General features: G+C 61.0%; 15 protein-coding genes and 1 tRNA gene. 9 read left to right on the top strand and 7 right to left on the bottom strand.

The window, feature by feature from the left end; genetic code table 11:
* Positions 1 to 85: 85 nt before the first annotated feature.
* Positions 86 to 385, bottom strand: coding sequence for a YerC/YecD family TrpR-related protein (locus HF320_RS03455; protein ID WP_022387688.1), 300 nt, complete (start codon positions 383 to 385; stop codon positions 86 to 88).
* Between the two features lie 242 nt (positions 386 to 627).
* A complete protein-coding gene (locus HF320_RS03450; RefSeq protein WP_169277078.1) occupies positions 628 to 1,911 on the bottom strand; it encodes a glutamate-5-semialdehyde dehydrogenase in 1,284 nt (427 codons plus the stop codon).
* 168 nt (positions 1,912 to 2,079) lie between these two features.
* Between HF320_RS03450 and HF320_RS03445 the strand changes: the two genes are divergently transcribed.
* Together HF320_RS03445 and HF320_RS03440 are read left to right on the top strand one after the other, a co-directional pair.
* Complete coding sequence (locus HF320_RS03445; RefSeq protein ID WP_169277077.1) at positions 2,080 to 3,501, top strand: alpha/beta fold hydrolase; 1,422 nt, start codon at positions 2,080 to 2,082, stop codon at positions 3,499 to 3,501.
* Positions 3,502 to 3,540: 39 nt separating this feature from the next.
* Positions 3,541 to 4,680 carry a DUF389 domain-containing protein gene (locus HF320_RS03440; protein WP_169277076.1) on the top strand — a complete coding sequence of 380 codons (1,140 nt, stop codon included), beginning with the start codon at positions 3,541 to 3,543 and terminating at the stop codon, positions 4,678 to 4,680.
* Between the two features lie 195 nt (positions 4,681 to 4,875).
* On the opposite strand, the gene proB is transcribed toward HF320_RS03440, so the two are convergent.
* From proB to HF320_RS03420, 4 genes are all read right to left on the bottom strand, one after another.
* The gene (gene proB, locus HF320_RS03435) at positions 4,876 to 6,003 is read right to left on the bottom strand and encodes a glutamate 5-kinase (protein ID WP_169277075.1); all 1,128 of its coding nucleotides are present in this window, start codon (positions 6,001 to 6,003) and stop codon (positions 4,876 to 4,878) included.
* A gap of 3 nt (positions 6,004 to 6,006) precedes the next feature.
* Entirely contained in the window at positions 6,007 to 7,521 is a 1,515-nt protein-coding gene (locus HF320_RS03430) for a nicotinate phosphoribosyltransferase (RefSeq protein ID WP_169277074.1), read from the bottom strand.
* A gap of 39 nt (positions 7,522 to 7,560) precedes the next feature.
* Positions 7,561 to 7,959 carry a hypothetical protein gene (locus tag HF320_RS03425; RefSeq protein ID WP_169277073.1) on the bottom strand — a complete coding sequence of 133 codons (399 nt, stop codon included), beginning with the start codon at positions 7,957 to 7,959 and terminating at the stop codon, positions 7,561 to 7,563.
* A gap of 138 nt (positions 7,960 to 8,097) precedes the next feature.
* On the bottom strand, positions 8,098 to 9,018 hold the full coding sequence (locus HF320_RS03420) for a radical SAM protein (protein WP_169277418.1): 921 nt from the start codon (positions 9,016 to 9,018) through the stop codon (positions 8,098 to 8,100).
* A 407-nt stretch (positions 9,019 to 9,425) separates the two neighbouring features.
* Here HF320_RS03420 and HF320_RS03415 point away from each other — a divergent pair.
* Both HF320_RS03415 and HF320_RS03410 read left to right on the top strand, forming a co-directional pair.
* Positions 9,426 to 9,498, top strand: a tRNA-Ala gene (locus tag HF320_RS03415).
* 69 nt (positions 9,499 to 9,567) lie between these two features.
* Entirely contained in the window at positions 9,568 to 10,536 is a 969-nt protein-coding gene (locus tag HF320_RS03410) for a YdcF family protein (RefSeq protein WP_169277072.1), read from the top strand.
* Positions 10,537 to 10,603: 67 nt separating this feature from the next.
* Here the strand turns inward: HF320_RS03410 and HF320_RS03405 are convergent, their stop codons facing one another.
* A complete protein-coding gene (locus HF320_RS03405) occupies positions 10,604 to 12,580 on the bottom strand; it encodes a DEAD/DEAH box helicase (protein WP_169277071.1) in 1,977 nt (658 codons plus the stop codon).
* Positions 12,581 to 13,029: 449 nt separating this feature from the next.
* Here HF320_RS03405 and HF320_RS03400 point away from each other — a divergent pair, with 449 nt between their 5' ends.
* The 5 genes from HF320_RS03400 (at position 13,030) to HF320_RS03380 (ending at position 17,147) form a co-directional block, all read left to right on the top strand.
* On the top strand, positions 13,030 to 15,357 hold the full coding sequence (locus tag HF320_RS03400; RefSeq protein ID WP_169277070.1) for a heavy metal translocating P-type ATPase: 2,328 nt from the start codon (positions 13,030 to 13,032) through the stop codon (positions 15,355 to 15,357).
* 33 nt (positions 15,358 to 15,390) lie between these two features.
* Positions 15,391 to 15,612, top strand: coding sequence for a heavy-metal-associated domain-containing protein (locus tag HF320_RS03395; RefSeq protein ID WP_169277069.1), 222 nt, complete (start codon positions 15,391 to 15,393; stop codon positions 15,610 to 15,612).
* Between the two features lie 8 nt (positions 15,613 to 15,620).
* Positions 15,621 to 15,893, top strand: coding sequence for a metal-sensing transcriptional repressor (locus HF320_RS03390; protein WP_169277068.1), 273 nt, complete (start codon positions 15,621 to 15,623; stop codon positions 15,891 to 15,893).
* Between the two features lie 115 nt (positions 15,894 to 16,008).
* Positions 16,009 to 16,470 carry a hypothetical protein gene (locus tag HF320_RS03385; protein ID WP_248276592.1) on the top strand — a complete coding sequence of 154 codons (462 nt, stop codon included), beginning with the start codon at positions 16,009 to 16,011 and terminating at the stop codon, positions 16,468 to 16,470.
* Positions 16,471 to 16,598: 128 nt separating this feature from the next.
* Complete coding sequence (locus tag HF320_RS03380) at positions 16,599 to 17,147, top strand: DUF1015 family protein (protein WP_169277067.1); 549 nt, start codon at positions 16,599 to 16,601, stop codon at positions 17,145 to 17,147.
* Positions 17,148 to 17,169: the final 22 nt, after the last annotated feature.

Raw genomic sequence — 17,169 nt, 5'->3', positions numbered from 1 at the left:
CATCACGGCAGGCGCCTCGCGCAAACAAAACAGGCCCCGTTCCAAAGGAGCGGAGCCCGGGTGACAATCGCCTTAAATCAGATGCCTATTTCGCGTCATCAAGCTCGATAAGCACGCGACGATAGCCGCCAGATTCGCCGTTCAGGGCCTTTGAGACGCGGCTCACTGTGGTCGACGAGGCACCGGTACGAGCCTGGACCTCGACATAGGGCTCACCAGCGTCGAGGAAACGAGCAACCGTCAGACGCTGAGCAAAATCGCAAATCTCGCGTGGCGTGCACAGGTCTTTGAGGAATGCTCGAACATCATCCTCGTTCTTGAGCAAAAGCAGTGCCTTTACAAGTTGATCGACGTCTTCACGATCGAATAGAGCTTCAACATCCATGGGAACCTCACCGTCATATCGAAGAGTGCACTGGTAACGATGACCAGCGCGCCTGTTTTTCCATCGGCCAGTGTAACACGCCATCACGCTAAAGTATCCGCCCACTCCGCGGACGGTCCCCCTCCCCCTCAAAATGTGTCACTTTTTCGACAGGTTTATTTTGTCACATCTTCACGGGTCCTACACACATATGAACAGGATGTGAAAATGTGACAAAATAAACCTGTCGACTTTTTGTCACATTAGGGGCGGGTTTGGCCGCAGCCGCGGATTTCGTATTTGTAGGTGGTGAGTGCCTCGGCGGCAAAGGGGCCGCGGGCATGCAGTTTCTGGGTGGAGATACCAATCTCTGCGCCAAGCCCAAACTCGCCACCGTCGGTAAAGCGCGTGCTTGCATTTACGTAAACGGAGCTCGCGTCGACCTCACGCAAGAAACGCTCGCCCGCTGCCGTGTCCTCGGTCACGATAGCCTCGGAGTGACCCGTGCCGTAGCGGTTGATGTGCGCAATGGCCTCGTCCTCGTCTGCCACCACCTTGACGCTCATCTCGAGCGCCAAGTACTCGCGTCCCCAGTCCTGCTCGGTCGCCGGGACGTAATCGGCGCCCTCGGCAAGGCCAGCGGCCGCAGCGGCAGCGCACGTCATCGCGTCACCGTGAATAAAGACGCCGTGCTCGTGCAAAGTCTTCACCACCTGAGGCAGCGCGGCATCGGCAACCGCATCGTCCACCAGCAGGGACTCGGCAGCATTGCACACGCCCACGCGCTGCGTCTTGGCATTGACGATGATGGGCAGGGCCTTTTGCATATCAACATCCTTATGCAGGTAGATATGGCAGTTTCCCGTTCCCGTCTCGATAACCGGAACAAGCGATTCCTTTACGCAGCGCTGGATAAGGCCGGCACCACCGCGCGGGATGAGCACATCGACGATGCCGCGCAGACCCATGAGGGCCCCCGTGGCGGCACGGTCGGTGGTCTCGATAATACTCACGGCCTCACGCGAAAAGCCGCATGCTTCAACGGCATCGGCAAGCGCGTGCGCGATAGCGACGCAGGAGCGCTGTGCCATGGAGCCGCCGCGAAGGATGCAGGCGTTACCGGTGCGAATGCAGATACCGGCGGCATCTGCCGTCACGTTGGGACGAGCCTCGTAGACCATGGCGACAAGACCCAGCGGCACGCTTACCTTCTGCAGGTCAAGGCCGCAATCGATTGTGCGATGCTCAAGTACGCGCCCCATTGGATCGGGAAGCTCGGCGAGTTTCTCAAGGCCGGAAGCCATGCCCTCGATGCGCTCGTGCGTAAGCTTGAGGCGATCGAGCAGGCCAGCGTTCGTGCCCGCCTTGGCAGCGGCGTCCATGTCGAGTCCGTTTTGCTCGAGAATCGTCGGCTCGGCATCACGCAGGGCGGTCGCCATCGCGCGCACGGCAGCGACACGCTGCTCGTTGGAAGCAAAACCCAGGGGCCGCGACGCCGCCTTCGCCGCAGCCGCAAGCCCCTCCACATACGTTGCGATATCTTCCATGGTTACCTCCATCCGTCCGTTAATTGCACCCCATGGTAAACGAAACGGCCTCGTCTAGACATGGCAAGATGGATGGGTGTCCCAATTAGAAACGGACGCGCACCGAGGTCTGTGCCCCACGGTGCTTTGGCTATGATGAATATACCGAATGACCCCAAAGGAGCAACCATGACCAAACTCGCCAGCTATTACGTCCCCGGCCTCTATGTCGAGGACCATTCCATCGATGTCCCCCTCGACTGGCGCGGTCTCGAACCGGCGCTACTTGCCGTGGGCTCTACCATGCGCCGCGGTGCCATGCCCGCGCCGATCCCCGGTGCGCCCGAGAGCATCAAGCTGTTCTACCGCGTCCTGTGCGCGCCGGGTCGCGAAAACGACAACCTTCCCCTGCTCGTCTTTTTCCAAGGCGGCCCCGGCGGCGAATGCCCTCGCCCCTGCTCGCACACAAGCGATGGCTGGATCGCCGAGGCCATCAAGCACTTCCGCATCGTTTTGCCCGACCAGCGCGGATGCGGTCGCAGCGCTCGCGTGAGCGGCAAGGGGATTGAAGCCCTGGGCACCCGCGCGACCGTGGCAGGCGCCAGCCCCGCCCGCGCGCAGGCAGATTTCCTCAAGCGCTACCTGGCAAGCTCGATCGTCCGCGATTTTGAGTACCTGCGTCTCACGCAATTTGGCGGAAATCGCTGGGTGTCGCTCGGTCAAAGCTATGGCGGCTTTTTGACTCTCACGTACCTTTCGCTCTTCCCCGCAGGCCTCGCCGCCTGCTTTACCTGCGGCGGCATTCCTCATGTTCCGGCCAGTGCCGCCGAGGTCTATGCGCACACCTTCCCGCGCATGGCAACGAAGACTCAACAGTACTACGAGCGCTATCCGCAGGACGTCGAGCGCGTAGCCGCCCTTGCCAACGCGCTCAGCGCCACGCCCGTAACTTTGCCCGACGCTAGCCTCATGACAGTCGAGCGTCTGCAGCTCTTTGGCAGCGATTTTGGCATGAAGCCGAGCTTTGAGCGCATGCATTGGATCATGGACCATGCCTTTGAAGATGGCGACGGTACCCTGGGCAACGCCGATCCCACCATCTCCGACGGCTTTTTGATGAGCGCCCTCGCGCGCACCACGACCGCGGCGAATCCGCTCTACTGGACGCTACAGGAGTTCATCTACGCCGACGGGGACACCATGCCCATCGGCTGGGCAGCCGCCGCAGAAAAGGCAAGTCGCCCGGAGTTCGATCCAGCCGCCCGCCCGCTCATGCTCACCGGCGAGGCCGCCTTCCCCTGGATGTTTGAGGAGATGCCCGAGCTCAAACCCTTTGCGCCGGCGATGGACCTCCTTATGGAGGACACCTCTTGGGACCATATCTATGACCCCCAGCGCCTCGCCGCAAACGAAGTGCCGCTGCAGGCAGCTGTCTACTTTGACGATATGTACGTCGACTCCACCTTGCAGCTGGACACCCTCAGCCATGTGGGTGCAACCCACGCCTGGGTCACCAACGAATTTGAGCACGACGGCCTGCATGGCGACACCGTGTTCAAGCACCTTCTTGACGAGGCCCTTATGCGTGGCGACCTCGCAGGGATTCTCTAGTCTTGCCAAGACGCACGGAAACGGAACGCGAAAACGACCATGGAACTTGATCGCAAAGAGCTCAAGCGCCTGCGCGAGCGGCACCATCGACGTCACGGAATTCACCCTTGGCACAGCAAGGCCGGCATGCGCACGAGGCGCTTTCTCAAGCGTGCCTTTAACATCCGCCAAGGCAGGGCGCCCTATAACGCAATTCGTAAGCGCTTTATTAACGGCTCTCGCCTTGACGGGACGCACCTGTGCATCCTGATCGTCGCCATGCTCATCGCGAGCATCGGACTCGACATCAACTCCGACATCGCCATCATCGGAGCCATGCTCATATGCCCCCTGATGGGTTCGGTTTTGGCTATCGCTTACGGCATCGCGACCCTTGACCGCAACGTCACGCGCGACGCCCTAACGGGCCTTTTGCTGCAGATGGCATTTTGTCTTGCAACATCGACGCTCTACTTCAAGCTCTCGCCCATCTCTACCGTCACGCCCGCGCTGGTAGACAACTCATCGCCCAATATCTGGGACCTCGCCGTGGCGCTTGCAGGCGGCTTTGCAGGAGGCCTTGGCAACTCACGCGAGCAGGAGCCCTCGACGCTCATCGCGGGCGTAGCCGTCGCCACGGCCCTCATGCCTCCGCTGTGCGCCGCGGGCTACGGCATCGCGGCCTGGGACCTGTCGCTATTTCTCTCTGCGCTTTATGAGTTTGGCATTAACGTGGTATTCATCGCACTTGGCACCGAGGCGGTGCTGCTGATGCTGCGCACCCCCCTTAAGCGCGACCTCAACGATGACGGCATCGTCACCGACGAGGAGAGCGCGATTGCAGACAAGCTCTCGCACATCGTCCGCCGGCGCATCATCATCGGCACGGCGATCTTTGCCATTCCTTGCCTCGTTTTGACGGCAAGCTCCATCGGCTCGGCCGAATCGGGCGTCACCGACGCCTACGGCGTAGCAGAAACCACACGCGAGCTCGCCGCCGTGGTGCCGGGATTTGAAGATTACACCGTGGGCGTCGAGACTTCCCTTGCAAACGATGGCTCGCAAGACGGCACCAAGCGCGAGGTTGTCGCGCGCGTCACCACCGAGGCGGAGCTCGACAAGCACGACCGCGAGACGGCCGAGAAGCTCATCTCCCTCAACGTTCCCGAACTCGACCGGGTGGAATTCATTACAGAGTGAGGCTGTTGCGAGAGGACCGCACGCTGAGCGGCCGGTCGCAGGACTTGTTCTTCACTCGGTCAAGTCCCGCTTGCGACCAAGGCGTTACCGGCGCTTCCCACACGTGCGAGTTCTACAAAAAAGGGCCATGCTCCAAGATGCTACGCACCTAAGACCATGACCCGTTCAAAACCACTCGATAAAAGACGTATGCCCTTATGCAAACACGATCAAATTATCGCGATGGATGGCGGGCTTTCCCGCCAGCTGCGCCAGGAGACGGTTGGACTCGATATCCTCTTGCCGGCGCCCTGCAGCAAGCTCAAGCGTATCGGAATCTGCCTCGGCGATACCACGGGCAATGACCATACCGCTCGCGTCCTTGACATCCAAAATGTCTCCCGCAGCAAATGGCCCCTGGACCCCGCGGATGCCTACGGCAAGCAAGGAGGAGCCGTTATCGATAAGGGCATGTGCCGCGCCGTCGTCCACCGTCACAGAGCCGTGAGTCTGGTCGCCCAGGGCAATCCACAGTTTGCGCGGCGCGATGTCCAAACGCTTGACCGGGGGCGCAAACAACGTGCCCACGCTCTCACCGCGCGCGATACGAACCAAGGCATCCGGCTCGGAACCGGAGCAGATGACGCTCTCGATACCCGCCGTCATAAGGATGCGACTCGCGCGGATCTTCGTGATCATGCCGCCAGTGCCCACCGAGGTAGATGAATCGCCCGCAGAGCCGATAATGGACGCGTCGATCTTGTCCACGCGCGGGATAAAGCGCGCATTGGGGTCGAGCGTGGGATTGGCCGTGTAGAGGCCGTCGATATCGGAAAGGGTGACGCACATGTCGGCCGAGACCAGACAGCTCACAAGCGCCGCCAGGGTATCGTTGTCCCCAAACTTAATCTCGGCCACGCTCACGGTGTCGTTCTCGTTTACGACGGGCACCACGCCAAGTTCGACCAGGCGCAGCAGAGCATCGCGTGCATGCAGGTAGGAAGAGCGGCGGGCGGTATCGTGGCGCGTGAGCAGCACGAGCGAGGTCAAGATGTCATGGGCATGGAACTCCTCGTCGTAGGCCGCGCTCAAAATACACTGGCCGGCAGAAGCGCACGCCTGCAAACTTGGCAGGTCGCCCTTGGGCTTGGCAGCAAACCCCAAGATGGGATAGCCGCACGCCATAGCGCCCGAGCTCACCACTACCAGGTTCCATCCCAGGCGGCGCAGCTCCGCCGCCTGACGTGCCAGATTGGATATGAACGCGCGGTCGATACGACCGTCTTCTCCCACTATCGTGGAGGAGCCGATCTTCACGACCATCGTCTTGGCATCGTTTGTCATGCTCTAGCCTCGCTTCTTCCACATAAGCGTTGGGGCGGTCTCGGCCATGCGCTCGCGCACGAGTTCGTCGCGCAGGCGCGAAAGGCCAGATTCCATGCCCACCATGTAGGACTGCGGGTACAGGAAACGCTTATATACGTCATCGAGGGAATCAAGCGCCTCGCGGCAACGCGTGCGCGCAAGCTCGACGGATTCGCGCGGTGCCACAGCGTGGCCATCGCGCACAATGGGAACCATGACCTCGCGGCTGGAAAGACCGGAAACGTCGGCAACCAAGGCGGCATCGTCCACGCTCACGACAGAGGTGCCGCGCGAGGTGCCCTCCCCCTCCATGTACATCTCGTCATAAATCATGTCGCACACGGGGCTACCCGCTTCATCCATAAAGCGACGGATATGCTGACGTCCCGGAATGGTGCGTTTGTATGGCTGCTCGGAAAGCTTGACCACCGGGGTCCACTCGTCGCAACCGTCCTCCAGGCGCGCCGTAAGCTTGTACACGCCTCCCAGCGCCGGCTGGTCGTAGCAGGTGGCAAGCTTGGTGCCCACGCCAAACGAATCGATGGGAGCGCCCTGGGACAAAAGCGACTGAATGGTGTACTCGTCCAAGTCGTTGGAAACCGAGATCTTGACATATCCCAGCCCCTCGGCGTCCATGCGATCGCGCACGTAGGCAGATAGCTTTGCCAGATCGCCCGAGTCGATACGGATGGCAGAAAGGCGTTCGCCGCGCGCCTCCATCTCCTTTGCCACCGTAATGGCATTCTCAATGCCCTCGCGCACATCGTACGTATCGATGAGCAGCGTGCAATTATTGGGCATGGACTTTGCAAAAGCACGGAACGCCTCGAGCTCGGTGTCAAAACTCATCACCCAGCTGTGCGCGTGCGTGCCAAAGACAGGGATGCCGTATTTGCGGCCCGCAAGCACGTTGGATGTGCTTGCGGCACCCGCCACGTAGCTCGCGCGGGCAACAGCCATACCGCCGTCGGGACCCTGGGCACGGCGCAGGCCAAACTCAGCCACGGGACGCCCCTTGGCAGCAGCGACCACACGCGCGGTCTTTGTGGCCGCGAGCGTCTGGAAGCCGATTGTGTTGAGCAACGCCGTCTCAAGCAGTTGGCACTCAAGGGCAGGTCCGGTCACACGCACCATGGGTTCGCGCGGAAACACGAGGTCGCCCTCGGCAACCGCATCGATATCCACGTGGGCGCGAAATCCCCGCAAGTACTCGAGAAACGCCGGGTTGAACATACGTCCGCCCGCAGGAGCAAAAAGCGACGCCAGGTAATCGATATCCTCATCGGTAAAGCGCAGGTTCTCTACCAAATCGGGCAGGTCGGAGGTGCCGCACATAACGGCATAGGCACTGCCAAAGGGCTTGTCGCGATAAAACGCCGTAAAGCAGTCGCGCTCCTCGAGCTTGCCGTTTTCCCACAGGCCCTGTGCCATCGTGAGCTCATAAAGGTCGGTAAGCATTGCCACATCGGTAGGGCGAGAAACATCTGTCAGCGCCATGGTATCTCCAATGACAGGGGTTAATTAAACAGTTTGCTCCTAGTGGAGGAACATCCAGACGGCGCCGACCGCGACAAAGAGCAGGGCCAGACCGACGATGAGCTTTTGAGCTGGTGGCATACCGGGAATATCTTCGTCATCGTTGGTATTGCCCAGCACCATCTTCTGGCCAAAGGTGAGGTGATCGGGATCAACAACGGGTTTCTTCTGGGTAGATGCGGGGCGAGGCGCCGCCTTTGCGGGCGCCACCTGCGCGGGGCGCTCGGCCTTCCGGGTCTTGGCCTCATCGGCACGCTGCTGCTCGGCACGCAGAGCTTCAAGCTCGGCACGCTCCTGGCGCGCACGCTCTTCCTCCTCGCGGCGAGCCTTCTCGGCGCGCAGAGCCTCAAGCTCGGCGCGTTCATCATCGCTTAAGGGCGATGCTTCGGTATCGGTCATGAGAGTACCTCGTTTTCAACGTTTCGCAGGGCAACAAATCCGTGCGAAGCGGTTCGCATTGGCTTGCAGTATACCCGTATTATCTAACGCGACGGCCCCGCGACCGCAGCTTTAGCGCACCATCAACATCCACGATGTCTAGGCGTCGGCGGCGCGCAGCACACCGGTGGTGTCGAAAGCCGGCGTAAAGCTCTCGTCGACCGTACCGCCCTCCTGCCAAAACAGAGTGGTAAAGCCCAAATCGTCAGCATGGTCGAGCACGTGCTCATATTCCTCGTCGGTCACGGCGCGTGCAAGGTTACCGCCCGCAACGCGCATGCCCTCATTGGGCGTGTACTGATTCATCACCGAAATAGGTACGTCTCCCGCAACGTCCCACACCGCATCGAGCACGCGGCACGAATCGTCCGCATGGCCCGGCAGCACCAGATGGCGCACGATCATTCCCTGCAGCATCGTGCCATGCTCGTCGTATTCAATGCCGCCGCGGCGACGAATCTCGCGGCACATCTGCGCCAAGCCACGACGCGCGACATCCGGGTAGTCGCGCACGTTTGACAGCTTGGCGGCAAGATCGGGCGAAGCGTACTTGTAGTCGGTAAGCCACACGTCAACCAAATCGCCCAGGTCGCGCACAGCCCGCTCGAGCTCGTAGCCACTCGTGTTGTAGACGATGGGGATAGAAAGCCCCTCCTCGCGAGCACGCCCAATAGCCCAAGGGAGCAGATGGGCATAGTGCGTCGCCGTGACGAGATTGATATTGAGGGCGCCTTGGTCCTGGAGCTCCAGCATGATTTGCACTAAACGCTCCGGCTCGATCTTGAGACCGAAGTTCCCCGTCGAAATCTCATGGTTTTGGCAAAAAACGCATTTAAGGGAGCATCCGCTAAAGAAAATGGTGCCCGATCCCGCCTCGCCGGAAATGGGCGGCTCTTCCCACATGTGCAAAGCGGCGCGAGCCACACGCAGGGTGTCATCGGCGCCGCAAATGCCAGTCGCACCCGCGGCGCGATCGGCACGACAAAGCCTGGGGCACAGCGCACAAGACGCAGGGGCCATCGGTGCGGATTGAGTGGTCAAAACAACGCCTCCATATGAAAAACGCCGCTTTTACCTGCGGCGTCTTCATGATTCTATTAACTATCTCCATGCGGAAACAACATCGAGACCTGTTTTTTATCTTGTGACATAGATTGTTATAAGTCAAGACTGGTATTGGATATGTGGTGCCCTATGATGAAGGTGTTCCGCCCCACGCGAAGCAACTGGGTGAACCGTCGAGTTTATTTAGGGAGCCCACACAGTCGTTTCTGGTACAGGTATCCTTCGTTGTTAAGGACGCTGGAGAGAGCGATGAGGGCACCCACCTTGTTTAGGTGGGTTCATTTTCGTGACGCGTGGGGTGGCCCTTTTTGTGTGTCTTAGTTGACAGCGTTCATCGTCTTGCTATCATAGACACTTGTCTTGGGGACGTAGCTCAGTTGGGAGAGCGCTGCCGTCGCATGGCAGAGGCCGAGGGTTCGACTCCCTTCGTCTCCACCCTGACGTTTCAAGCTCCAACCTTGTTGGGGCTTTTTTATTAGCCCTCGGCATCGTGCTCGGAGCATCATGGCAGCCATGGCATTCGAATTGCTTGTTCTCCTGGCGTGCATTATCGCCTATGCGATTTGTCGCAGGCGGCACCCCGGCTCCTTTACCTGTGTGATCCCCCTTATGACCGCAACAACATGGGTGCTTGAGCGCGCCTGCACCCAGGCAGCGCAGGCTCCCCGCCTGGGTGCCGCCATCATAGTCATCATGATTTGCTGGTGGTGCGCAGGGTCGCTTGCCCTCCACATTTGCACATCGATGCGCACCCGCGGCCTCTCTTTAATCGCTTGCCTGGGATGCGTCCTCTCGCTTTGTATTGTTGCCTGCTCCCTCGCCTTGCCCGTCGCGATGGGTGCAAAATGGCACGGAGCAGCTCTTTTCTGCGCGAACGCACTGCACGCGTGCGGCCTTTGGTTCTCGCTGAGCATCGCCGCGCTCGATCGGTACGCTCATGCGCATCGATGTAACCCAAAAGATTACGTAGATGTCATCATCGTGCCCGGCGCAGCGCTTAGGGGCAGTCGCCCCTCCCCGTTTCTCACCTCGCGTCTCGAGCGAGCACTCGAGCTGTGGCGCGAACAGGGGTGTTACGCGCATATCGTAGTTTCGGGCGGGCAGGGCTCCGATGAATGCGCAAGCGAGGCTAGCGCCATGCATCGGTACCTCGCAGAGCAAGGCGTGCCAGACGGGCTCATCATCGACGAAAGCCATTCCACTACAACCAAGGAAAATATGCGTTATTCTCGCCTGCTCATCGAGGAGCACCTGGGTGCTGGGATGCGCGTTGCCGTAGTATCAACCGACTACCATCTCCCGCGCTGCGCGATGTTTGCCGCATCGGAGGGTCTCGATGCCGTGAGCGTGGGTGCCTCGAGCGCGCATCGAGCATGGTCGCGCGGCTATATCCGCGAAACCGTCGCCCTCACGCGCGCGATTCTCCCCACGTATGGCATCCCGATACTCATCGCCCTCGTCTGTATGCCATAGGACCCCGCAACGGATCGAGATATAGAAAAAGCGCGGTGCCCAAGAGCACCGCGCCCAGAACAGCTATCTACGAGCGCTTGCCGCCGCGATCGCCCACGCGACGTCCGCCACGATTGCCGCCGCCGTAGCTGCCACGATTGTCGCGGCCGCCACTGCGACCGGAGCGCGCGCCGGCACCGTAGCCACCGCGACCGCCACGACCGCCGCGGCCATACTCGCCCTCGTCATAGTTGCGCCAGGTATCGTGCTTGGCGCGACCGTTAAAGCGAACCTCTTCGCCGTTGCGCGTACGCGCATCGACGTCGGAGCCGTGACGACCGCGGGCAGAAAGTGCCGCACCGCTACGACTGCGCTTGGCAGCGCCGCCGCGAGAGGCCTTTTTCTCGCGATCAAAGCGTGCCTCCTCGCCGCGTTGAGCCTTGCCCTCGCTCTTGTCCGCGCGCTCAAAAGCCGGTTTGCGAGACCCACGGCGAGAACGGTCGGACTCACGACGACGGTCGCGGCGATCAAACTCACGCTCGCGGCCGGCGAACTTCGCAGCACGACGCTCGGCGCGGTTGCCGCCCACCTCAGGCGTCTCGGCCTTAGGCGCGGTCTCGGCCTCCACAGTCCCCGTAGCCTCATCGGCGCGTACGCGCGCTTTACCGGCGCGCTTAGGACGAGCGGGGCGATTGCTATCGCCGCGCTTGGCGGCAGCGCGCTTAGCAGCATTCTCGCGACGCTTTTCCTTTTGCTTGCGGCGCTTGCGCTCGTTTTTGGTCGCAGCATGATCGGCGGGCACGCGATCGGGGTTGATGCGCGGCAGGTCGGTACCAAGGGTCAAACCGGTCGCATCATACATGTCGGCGGTCTTGCCCATCAGAGCCTCAATGTCAAAGAACTCAGCGATATCCGCCTTGGTCACGAAGGTGAGCGACCAGCCTTCCTCACCGGCACGGCCCGTACGGCCAATGCGGTGGATGTAGTCGGTAGGCTCCTCGGGAACATCGAAGTTGATAACGTAGCGCACGTCAGAGACATCGATGCCGCGCGCGAGAACATCCGTTGCCACGAGAACCTGAACGCGACCATCGCGGAATGCGGCGAGGGCGCGCTGGCGCTGGCCCTGGCTGCGGTCACCGTGGATGGCCTCGCACTTAAAGCCGCTGCGCGCAAGACGGCGCACGCAGGTGTCGGCGCGACGCTTGGTGCGCACGAAGACGATCACGCGCTCGGGGCCCTCCTTCTTGAGGACCTCGGCCAGAAGAGCGTTCTTCTCGTCCATGGAGACGGGCACCACGTACTGGTCGACGGTATCTGCCGTGGAAGTGACCGGAGCAATCTCCACACGAGCGGGCTCGTGGACCAGGTCGGTGATGGCGCCCACGCGCTCCTCGTCAAGCGTAGCCGAGAACAGGAGCGTCTGGCGCTCCTCGCGGCACTTGCTCACGATGGTGCGTACCTGAGGCAAAAAGCCCATGTCAAGCATGCGGTCGGCCTCGTCCAGGACAAGCACGCCCACCTCGTCGAGGTTGGCGGCGCCCTGCTCGATCAGATCCACCAGGCGCCCCGGCGTCGCCACCAGGATGTCGCAACCGCGAGCAAGGGCCTGCTTTTGCGGACCGTAGCTCAAGCCGCCCACGACGGTCACAGCCGTATGACCCGTGCGCTTGGCAACGGTGGTGCAAACCTCGTCGATCTGCTGGGCGAGCTCGCGCGTGGGGGTGATGACGAGCATCAGCGGACCACGGCCGCGCGCGGCGTTGCGACGACGACGGCCGCGGTCGCCCTTCTTTGCGGGAGGCACCACATGGCCCAGTTTAGACATAGTGGGGAGCAGGAAGGCCGCCGTCTTGCCGGTGCCCGTCTGCGCCGCGGCCAAGATGTCGCGACCAGCAAGAACCTCGGGGATAGAGGCCGCCTGCACGGGCGTGGGGGTCTCGTAGCCCATGTCGACGACGGCCTGCATCACGGCATCGGAAAGGCCCAAGTCGGCAAAGCGGACCGTCGCCTCTTCCTCGGCAGGCAGGTTCTCGTTCGTTTCTTCAACGATAGTAGAAGGCATGAAGATATATCCGTTCTCTCGCGGCGCACGCGAACATAAGCCCGTTCGCGACCGCGCTCGTGAGTGTTGATATGGATTGCAATGACACCATGCGAAAAGGACGGGTTCGCATGGGGCGAATCGTCCGCGCGCGATAAGCGAGTGGAATAACAGCGTGCGCTAATGGACGATGGAGCAGGTTTCGCCAACAGTGAAGTATAAATCGCGCCTGCGACATGCCACACGGCTTTCGCTTGTCCACACCCGAATCCCATGTTTTCGGCAGGAGGATGAGTACGAGGCTGCGAACGGTGCTAACGCGGAGAATACATGCAACCGAATTTGGCTTTCATCCGTTGACACCCCCTGGGGGTGGGGGTATGGTTGACCTATCAAGAGGGGCCAACTCGAATGCAGCTGTCTTCATCTGGAGACGCACGCATGCAGTAATAGAAAGGAAGCCGTCACCCATGGCTCATCAGAAATTCGACGTAGGAGGCATGACGTGCGCCGCGTGCCAGACGCACGTGGAGCACGCTGTGGAAAACGTTCCCGGTGTGTCGAGCGTTTCGGTCAATTTGCTCTCGGGCTCGATGGCCGTCGATTACAACGACGCCGCCTGTGACGCAGACACCATATGCAGTGCCGTCGATCGCGCCGGCTACAGCGCAGCGCCGATAGCTGCCGCGGGCACCGGCGCTGCTGGAACCTCCGCCTCCGCAGGCACAGCGCCTATGGAATCCCCTACCAAAAAGCTCGAAGCGGCGGCACGCGCCATGAAGACGCGCCTGATCGCCTCCATCATCTTTCTCATCCCGCTATTCTACTTAGGCATGGGCCACATGCTCGGCTGGCCACTGCCCGCAGTGTTTGCCGACCACGCGCACTCCATGACGCTCGCCCTCACCGAGCTCATGCTTCTGCTCCCCATCCTCTATATGAACCGCGCCTACTTTATCAACGGTTTCAAGTCCCTTGCGCACCGCGCCCCCACCATGGACGCACTTATCGCCATCGGCGCTACGGCGAGCGTAGCTTGGTCGGTCTACGCGCTCTTTGTCATGGCCGACCAACTCGCCCGCGCCCAGGTGCACATGGCCATGATGACTGCCATGGACAACCTGTACTTCGAAAGCGCGGGCACCATCCTCACGCTTGTCACCGTAGGCAAGTACTTGGAGTGCCGAAGCAAGTCAAAGACGGGCAGCGCCATCGAGGGGCTTATCGACCTCGCCCCCAAACAGGCCCATCTTGTGAGCCCGGACGGCAGCGAGAGCACCGTCGACGCCACGCTCGTCCAGATGGGCCAGATTTTGCGCGTCAAGCCCGGTGAATCCATCCCCGTCGACGGTGTCGTGGTCGAAGGATCCACCGCCGTAGACGAAAGCGCCCTCACCGGAGAGTCCATCCCGCAGGAAAAAACTGTGGGTGACACCGTATATGCCGCCACCATCAACCGCACGGGCTCGTTTGACTTGCGCGCCACACGCGTGGGCTCCGACACCAATCTGTCAAAGATCATTCAGCTGGTCGAGGACGCCAACGCCACGAAGGCACCCATTGCGCGCCTGGCCGACAAAGTGGCAGGCGTCTTTGTACCCGTGGTGTTGGGCATCGCCGCCGTCACGTTTATCGTATGGCTCGCCGCGGGCGGCAGCATCACGCAGGCGCTCACCGCAAGCGTCGCCGTCCTGGTAATCAGCTGCCCCTGCGCGCTCGGCCTCGCCACGCCCGTAGCCATCATGGTGGGCACCGGCCGCGGCGCCGAAATGGGCGTGCTCTTCAAAAATGCCGAAGCGCTCGAGACACTCCAAAAGGTTGACACCGTCGTGCTCGACAAAACCGGCACGATCACGCGCGGCAAGCCCGCCGTCGTCGACATCATGCCCCAGGTGCGCAGCGACGGCAGCGCCATGACCCAAAAGCAGCTGATGAAGCTCGCCTGTGCCCTCGAACGCGGCAGCGAGCATCCCCTGGCCGAAGCCATCATGGACCACGCCGACAAATTGGGCATCGTCGCCCGCAGCGTCGAGGACTTCCGCGCCATCCCCGGACAAGGCGTCACGGCGCACGAGGGACAAAATGTCATCGCCGCCGGCAACGCTCGACTCATGGACAGCCTGGGCATCGCCTACAGCAACGAGACCCTCGTCACGCTCTCCGCGCAGGGCAAAACGCCGCTGCTCTTTGCCAAAAACGGTGAGCTCGTGGGCATCATCGCCGTCGCCGACGAAGTGAAGCCCACGAGCCCGGAGGCGATCAGAGCGCTCGCGAACCTGGGCATCCGCTCCGTGATGCTCACCGGCGACAATGCCGTCACCGCCCAAGCGATTGCACGCAGCGCGGGAATCGACAGCGCAGCTGTGATTGCAGGCGTCATGCCTGCCGACAAAGAGCGCCATGTGCACGAGCTGCAACGGGCCGGCCACCGCGTTGCCATGGTGGGAGACGGCATCAACGACTCCCCCGCTCTCGCCCGCGCCGATGTGGGCCTGGCCATTGGAGCCGGCGCCGACATTGCCAAAGAGGGCGCGGACGTGATTCTCATGCACAGCGACCTTGCCGACGTGGCGCGTGCCCTTGAGCTTTCGCGCGCGGTTATCCGCAATATCAAGCAAGACCTGTTTTGGGCGCTCTTTTACAACTCGATGGGCATTCCCCTGGCGGCAGGCGTGCTCTATCCGCTTTTGGGATGGCAGCTCTCTCCCATGTTCGGCGCCGCTGCCATGAGCCTCTCAAGCGTCTGTGTGGTCACCAACGCGCTGCGCCTGCGCCGATTTCGCTCGCGCAGTTGCTAATATATCTGTTAGACATCTAAGGAAGGACCAACCATGAAGTACCAGATCAAGACTCGCGGCCTGCACTGCGGACATTGCGACGCCTCCGTCGAGGCGGCACTGCTCAAGGTCGCCGGCGTGACCGATGCCGACGCCGACCACGAGACCAACACCGTCGAGGTCGAGTGCACGCAGGACACGACGCCCGAGTCCCTCACTGCCGCCATCGAGGGCGCAAGCGAGAACTTTGCCGTCGTCTCCATCGAGATAGCGTAGGCACAACTATGGTGGCAGACCACGACAAGATAGCGCGCCTGCTCAAGACCGCCCGCGGCCAGATTGACGGCATCATGAAGATGGTCGATGAAGATCGCTACTGCATCGACATCTCCACTCAGCTCATGGCCACGCAGTCGCTCATCGCACGCATCAACGCCGACGTGCTCAAAGCACATGTCGAAGGCTGCGTGCGCAGCGCCCTGCAAGATGGCAGCGAGGAACAAAAAGCCCAGAAACTCGACGAGATCGGCCGCGTTATCGAAAAACTCACCAAATAACGACCCTCTCGCCCCCTCGGTACGGGGATGTGCGGGAAACTGCACTTTTCGCGTTGCATGTGGGTAAAACTGTGAGTATTCTTTTAACGATTAGCATCTCGACGGGGAGTATTTCATGCAGGATTTCTTGAACAAGCTGAAGCATTTTATGGATGATCGCTACGGCGTTGACGATCTTTCTTGTGCGCTCGGCGCCTTGGGCGTAATCATCGCCTTGCTGGGTGCGCTCCTAAAGGTTGGCCTGTTCACCTGGATTGCCATCATCGTTATCGTGCTTGCCATCGTGCGTGCCATCTCCAAGAATTTCCCCGCCCGCGAGCGCGAGAACGATCAGTTCCGCCAGCTCACCTCCAAGGCGCCCGCCCTCGACAGCTTCTTTGACAAGCTGCCGTTCAAGCATGGAGCCGAGCGCATGGCGCGCGCCGGCCGCACCGCCAAGAAGATGCTCGTCAACCGCAAGACCACGATGTACTTCCGCTGCAAGAACTGTGGCCAGATTCTTTCTGTCCCGCGCGGTAAAGGCCGCATTCTCATCACCTGCCCCAAGTGCGGCTGCAAAGCAGAAAAGCGTTCCTAACCACCATGAACGTCCTGCCATTTCCTTGTCTTCGCCCTGCTGAGGATCACGTTATCGAGGTCCTTTCCCAACCGATTGATACATTGGCATCAGCCGGTTCCATCTTGCGGGCGCAGGAGGCGGGGATTTTGCTTAAGGACGCGCGTCCCTCGTATTACCTGTACGAAAACACAACAGCGAACGGCGCTCGTCAAACGGCGCTCATTGGCATCTGCGCCCTGGAATCACTCGCATGCGATGTCGCGCAGAACGTTGAGGCGGCGCCGTCCGGTGCATGTCTCGCCCTTCAGTGTACGCCCGCACCGGTTACCTACAAGCGTCAACCGGTATTAGACGTGATTCTTTCTGCCGCACAACAGGGCGCGCCTCTGTACGATCTCTACGATCCTGCGGGAGCGCGTCACCGCATCTGGCATATCGGTCGCACCGAAGCCGTCGAAGCCGTGCGCACCATGGTGCAGCAGATTCCCTCAGTAAGCGATGGCTCGTCGGGCGTTCTCGCCTCGATGGTCGCCCATGCGCGAACCGCTCGCAAGGCGGCCCAAACGGCAGGCACTTATACCGGACGTGAACCCTTTAACTATGTCTTGCTAGCGCTCTATCCCACCGATGGAGCAAAAACCGCTCTGCCGGCCATGCCCGTCGGATTTCTTGCACATCAGATTGCCAAACTGTAGCAATTCGCCTCGTTAAGCCGCA

Origin of the sequence: Collinsella acetigenes, from assembly GCF_012844445.1 — a bacterium.
In the GTDB taxonomy this organism is placed as follows: Bacteria; Actinomycetota; Coriobacteriia; order Coriobacteriales; family Coriobacteriaceae; genus Collinsella; species Collinsella acetigenes.
The sequence above is the reverse complement of the archived record's forward strand: the minus strand, read 5'-3'. Positions and strand labels throughout refer to the sequence as shown.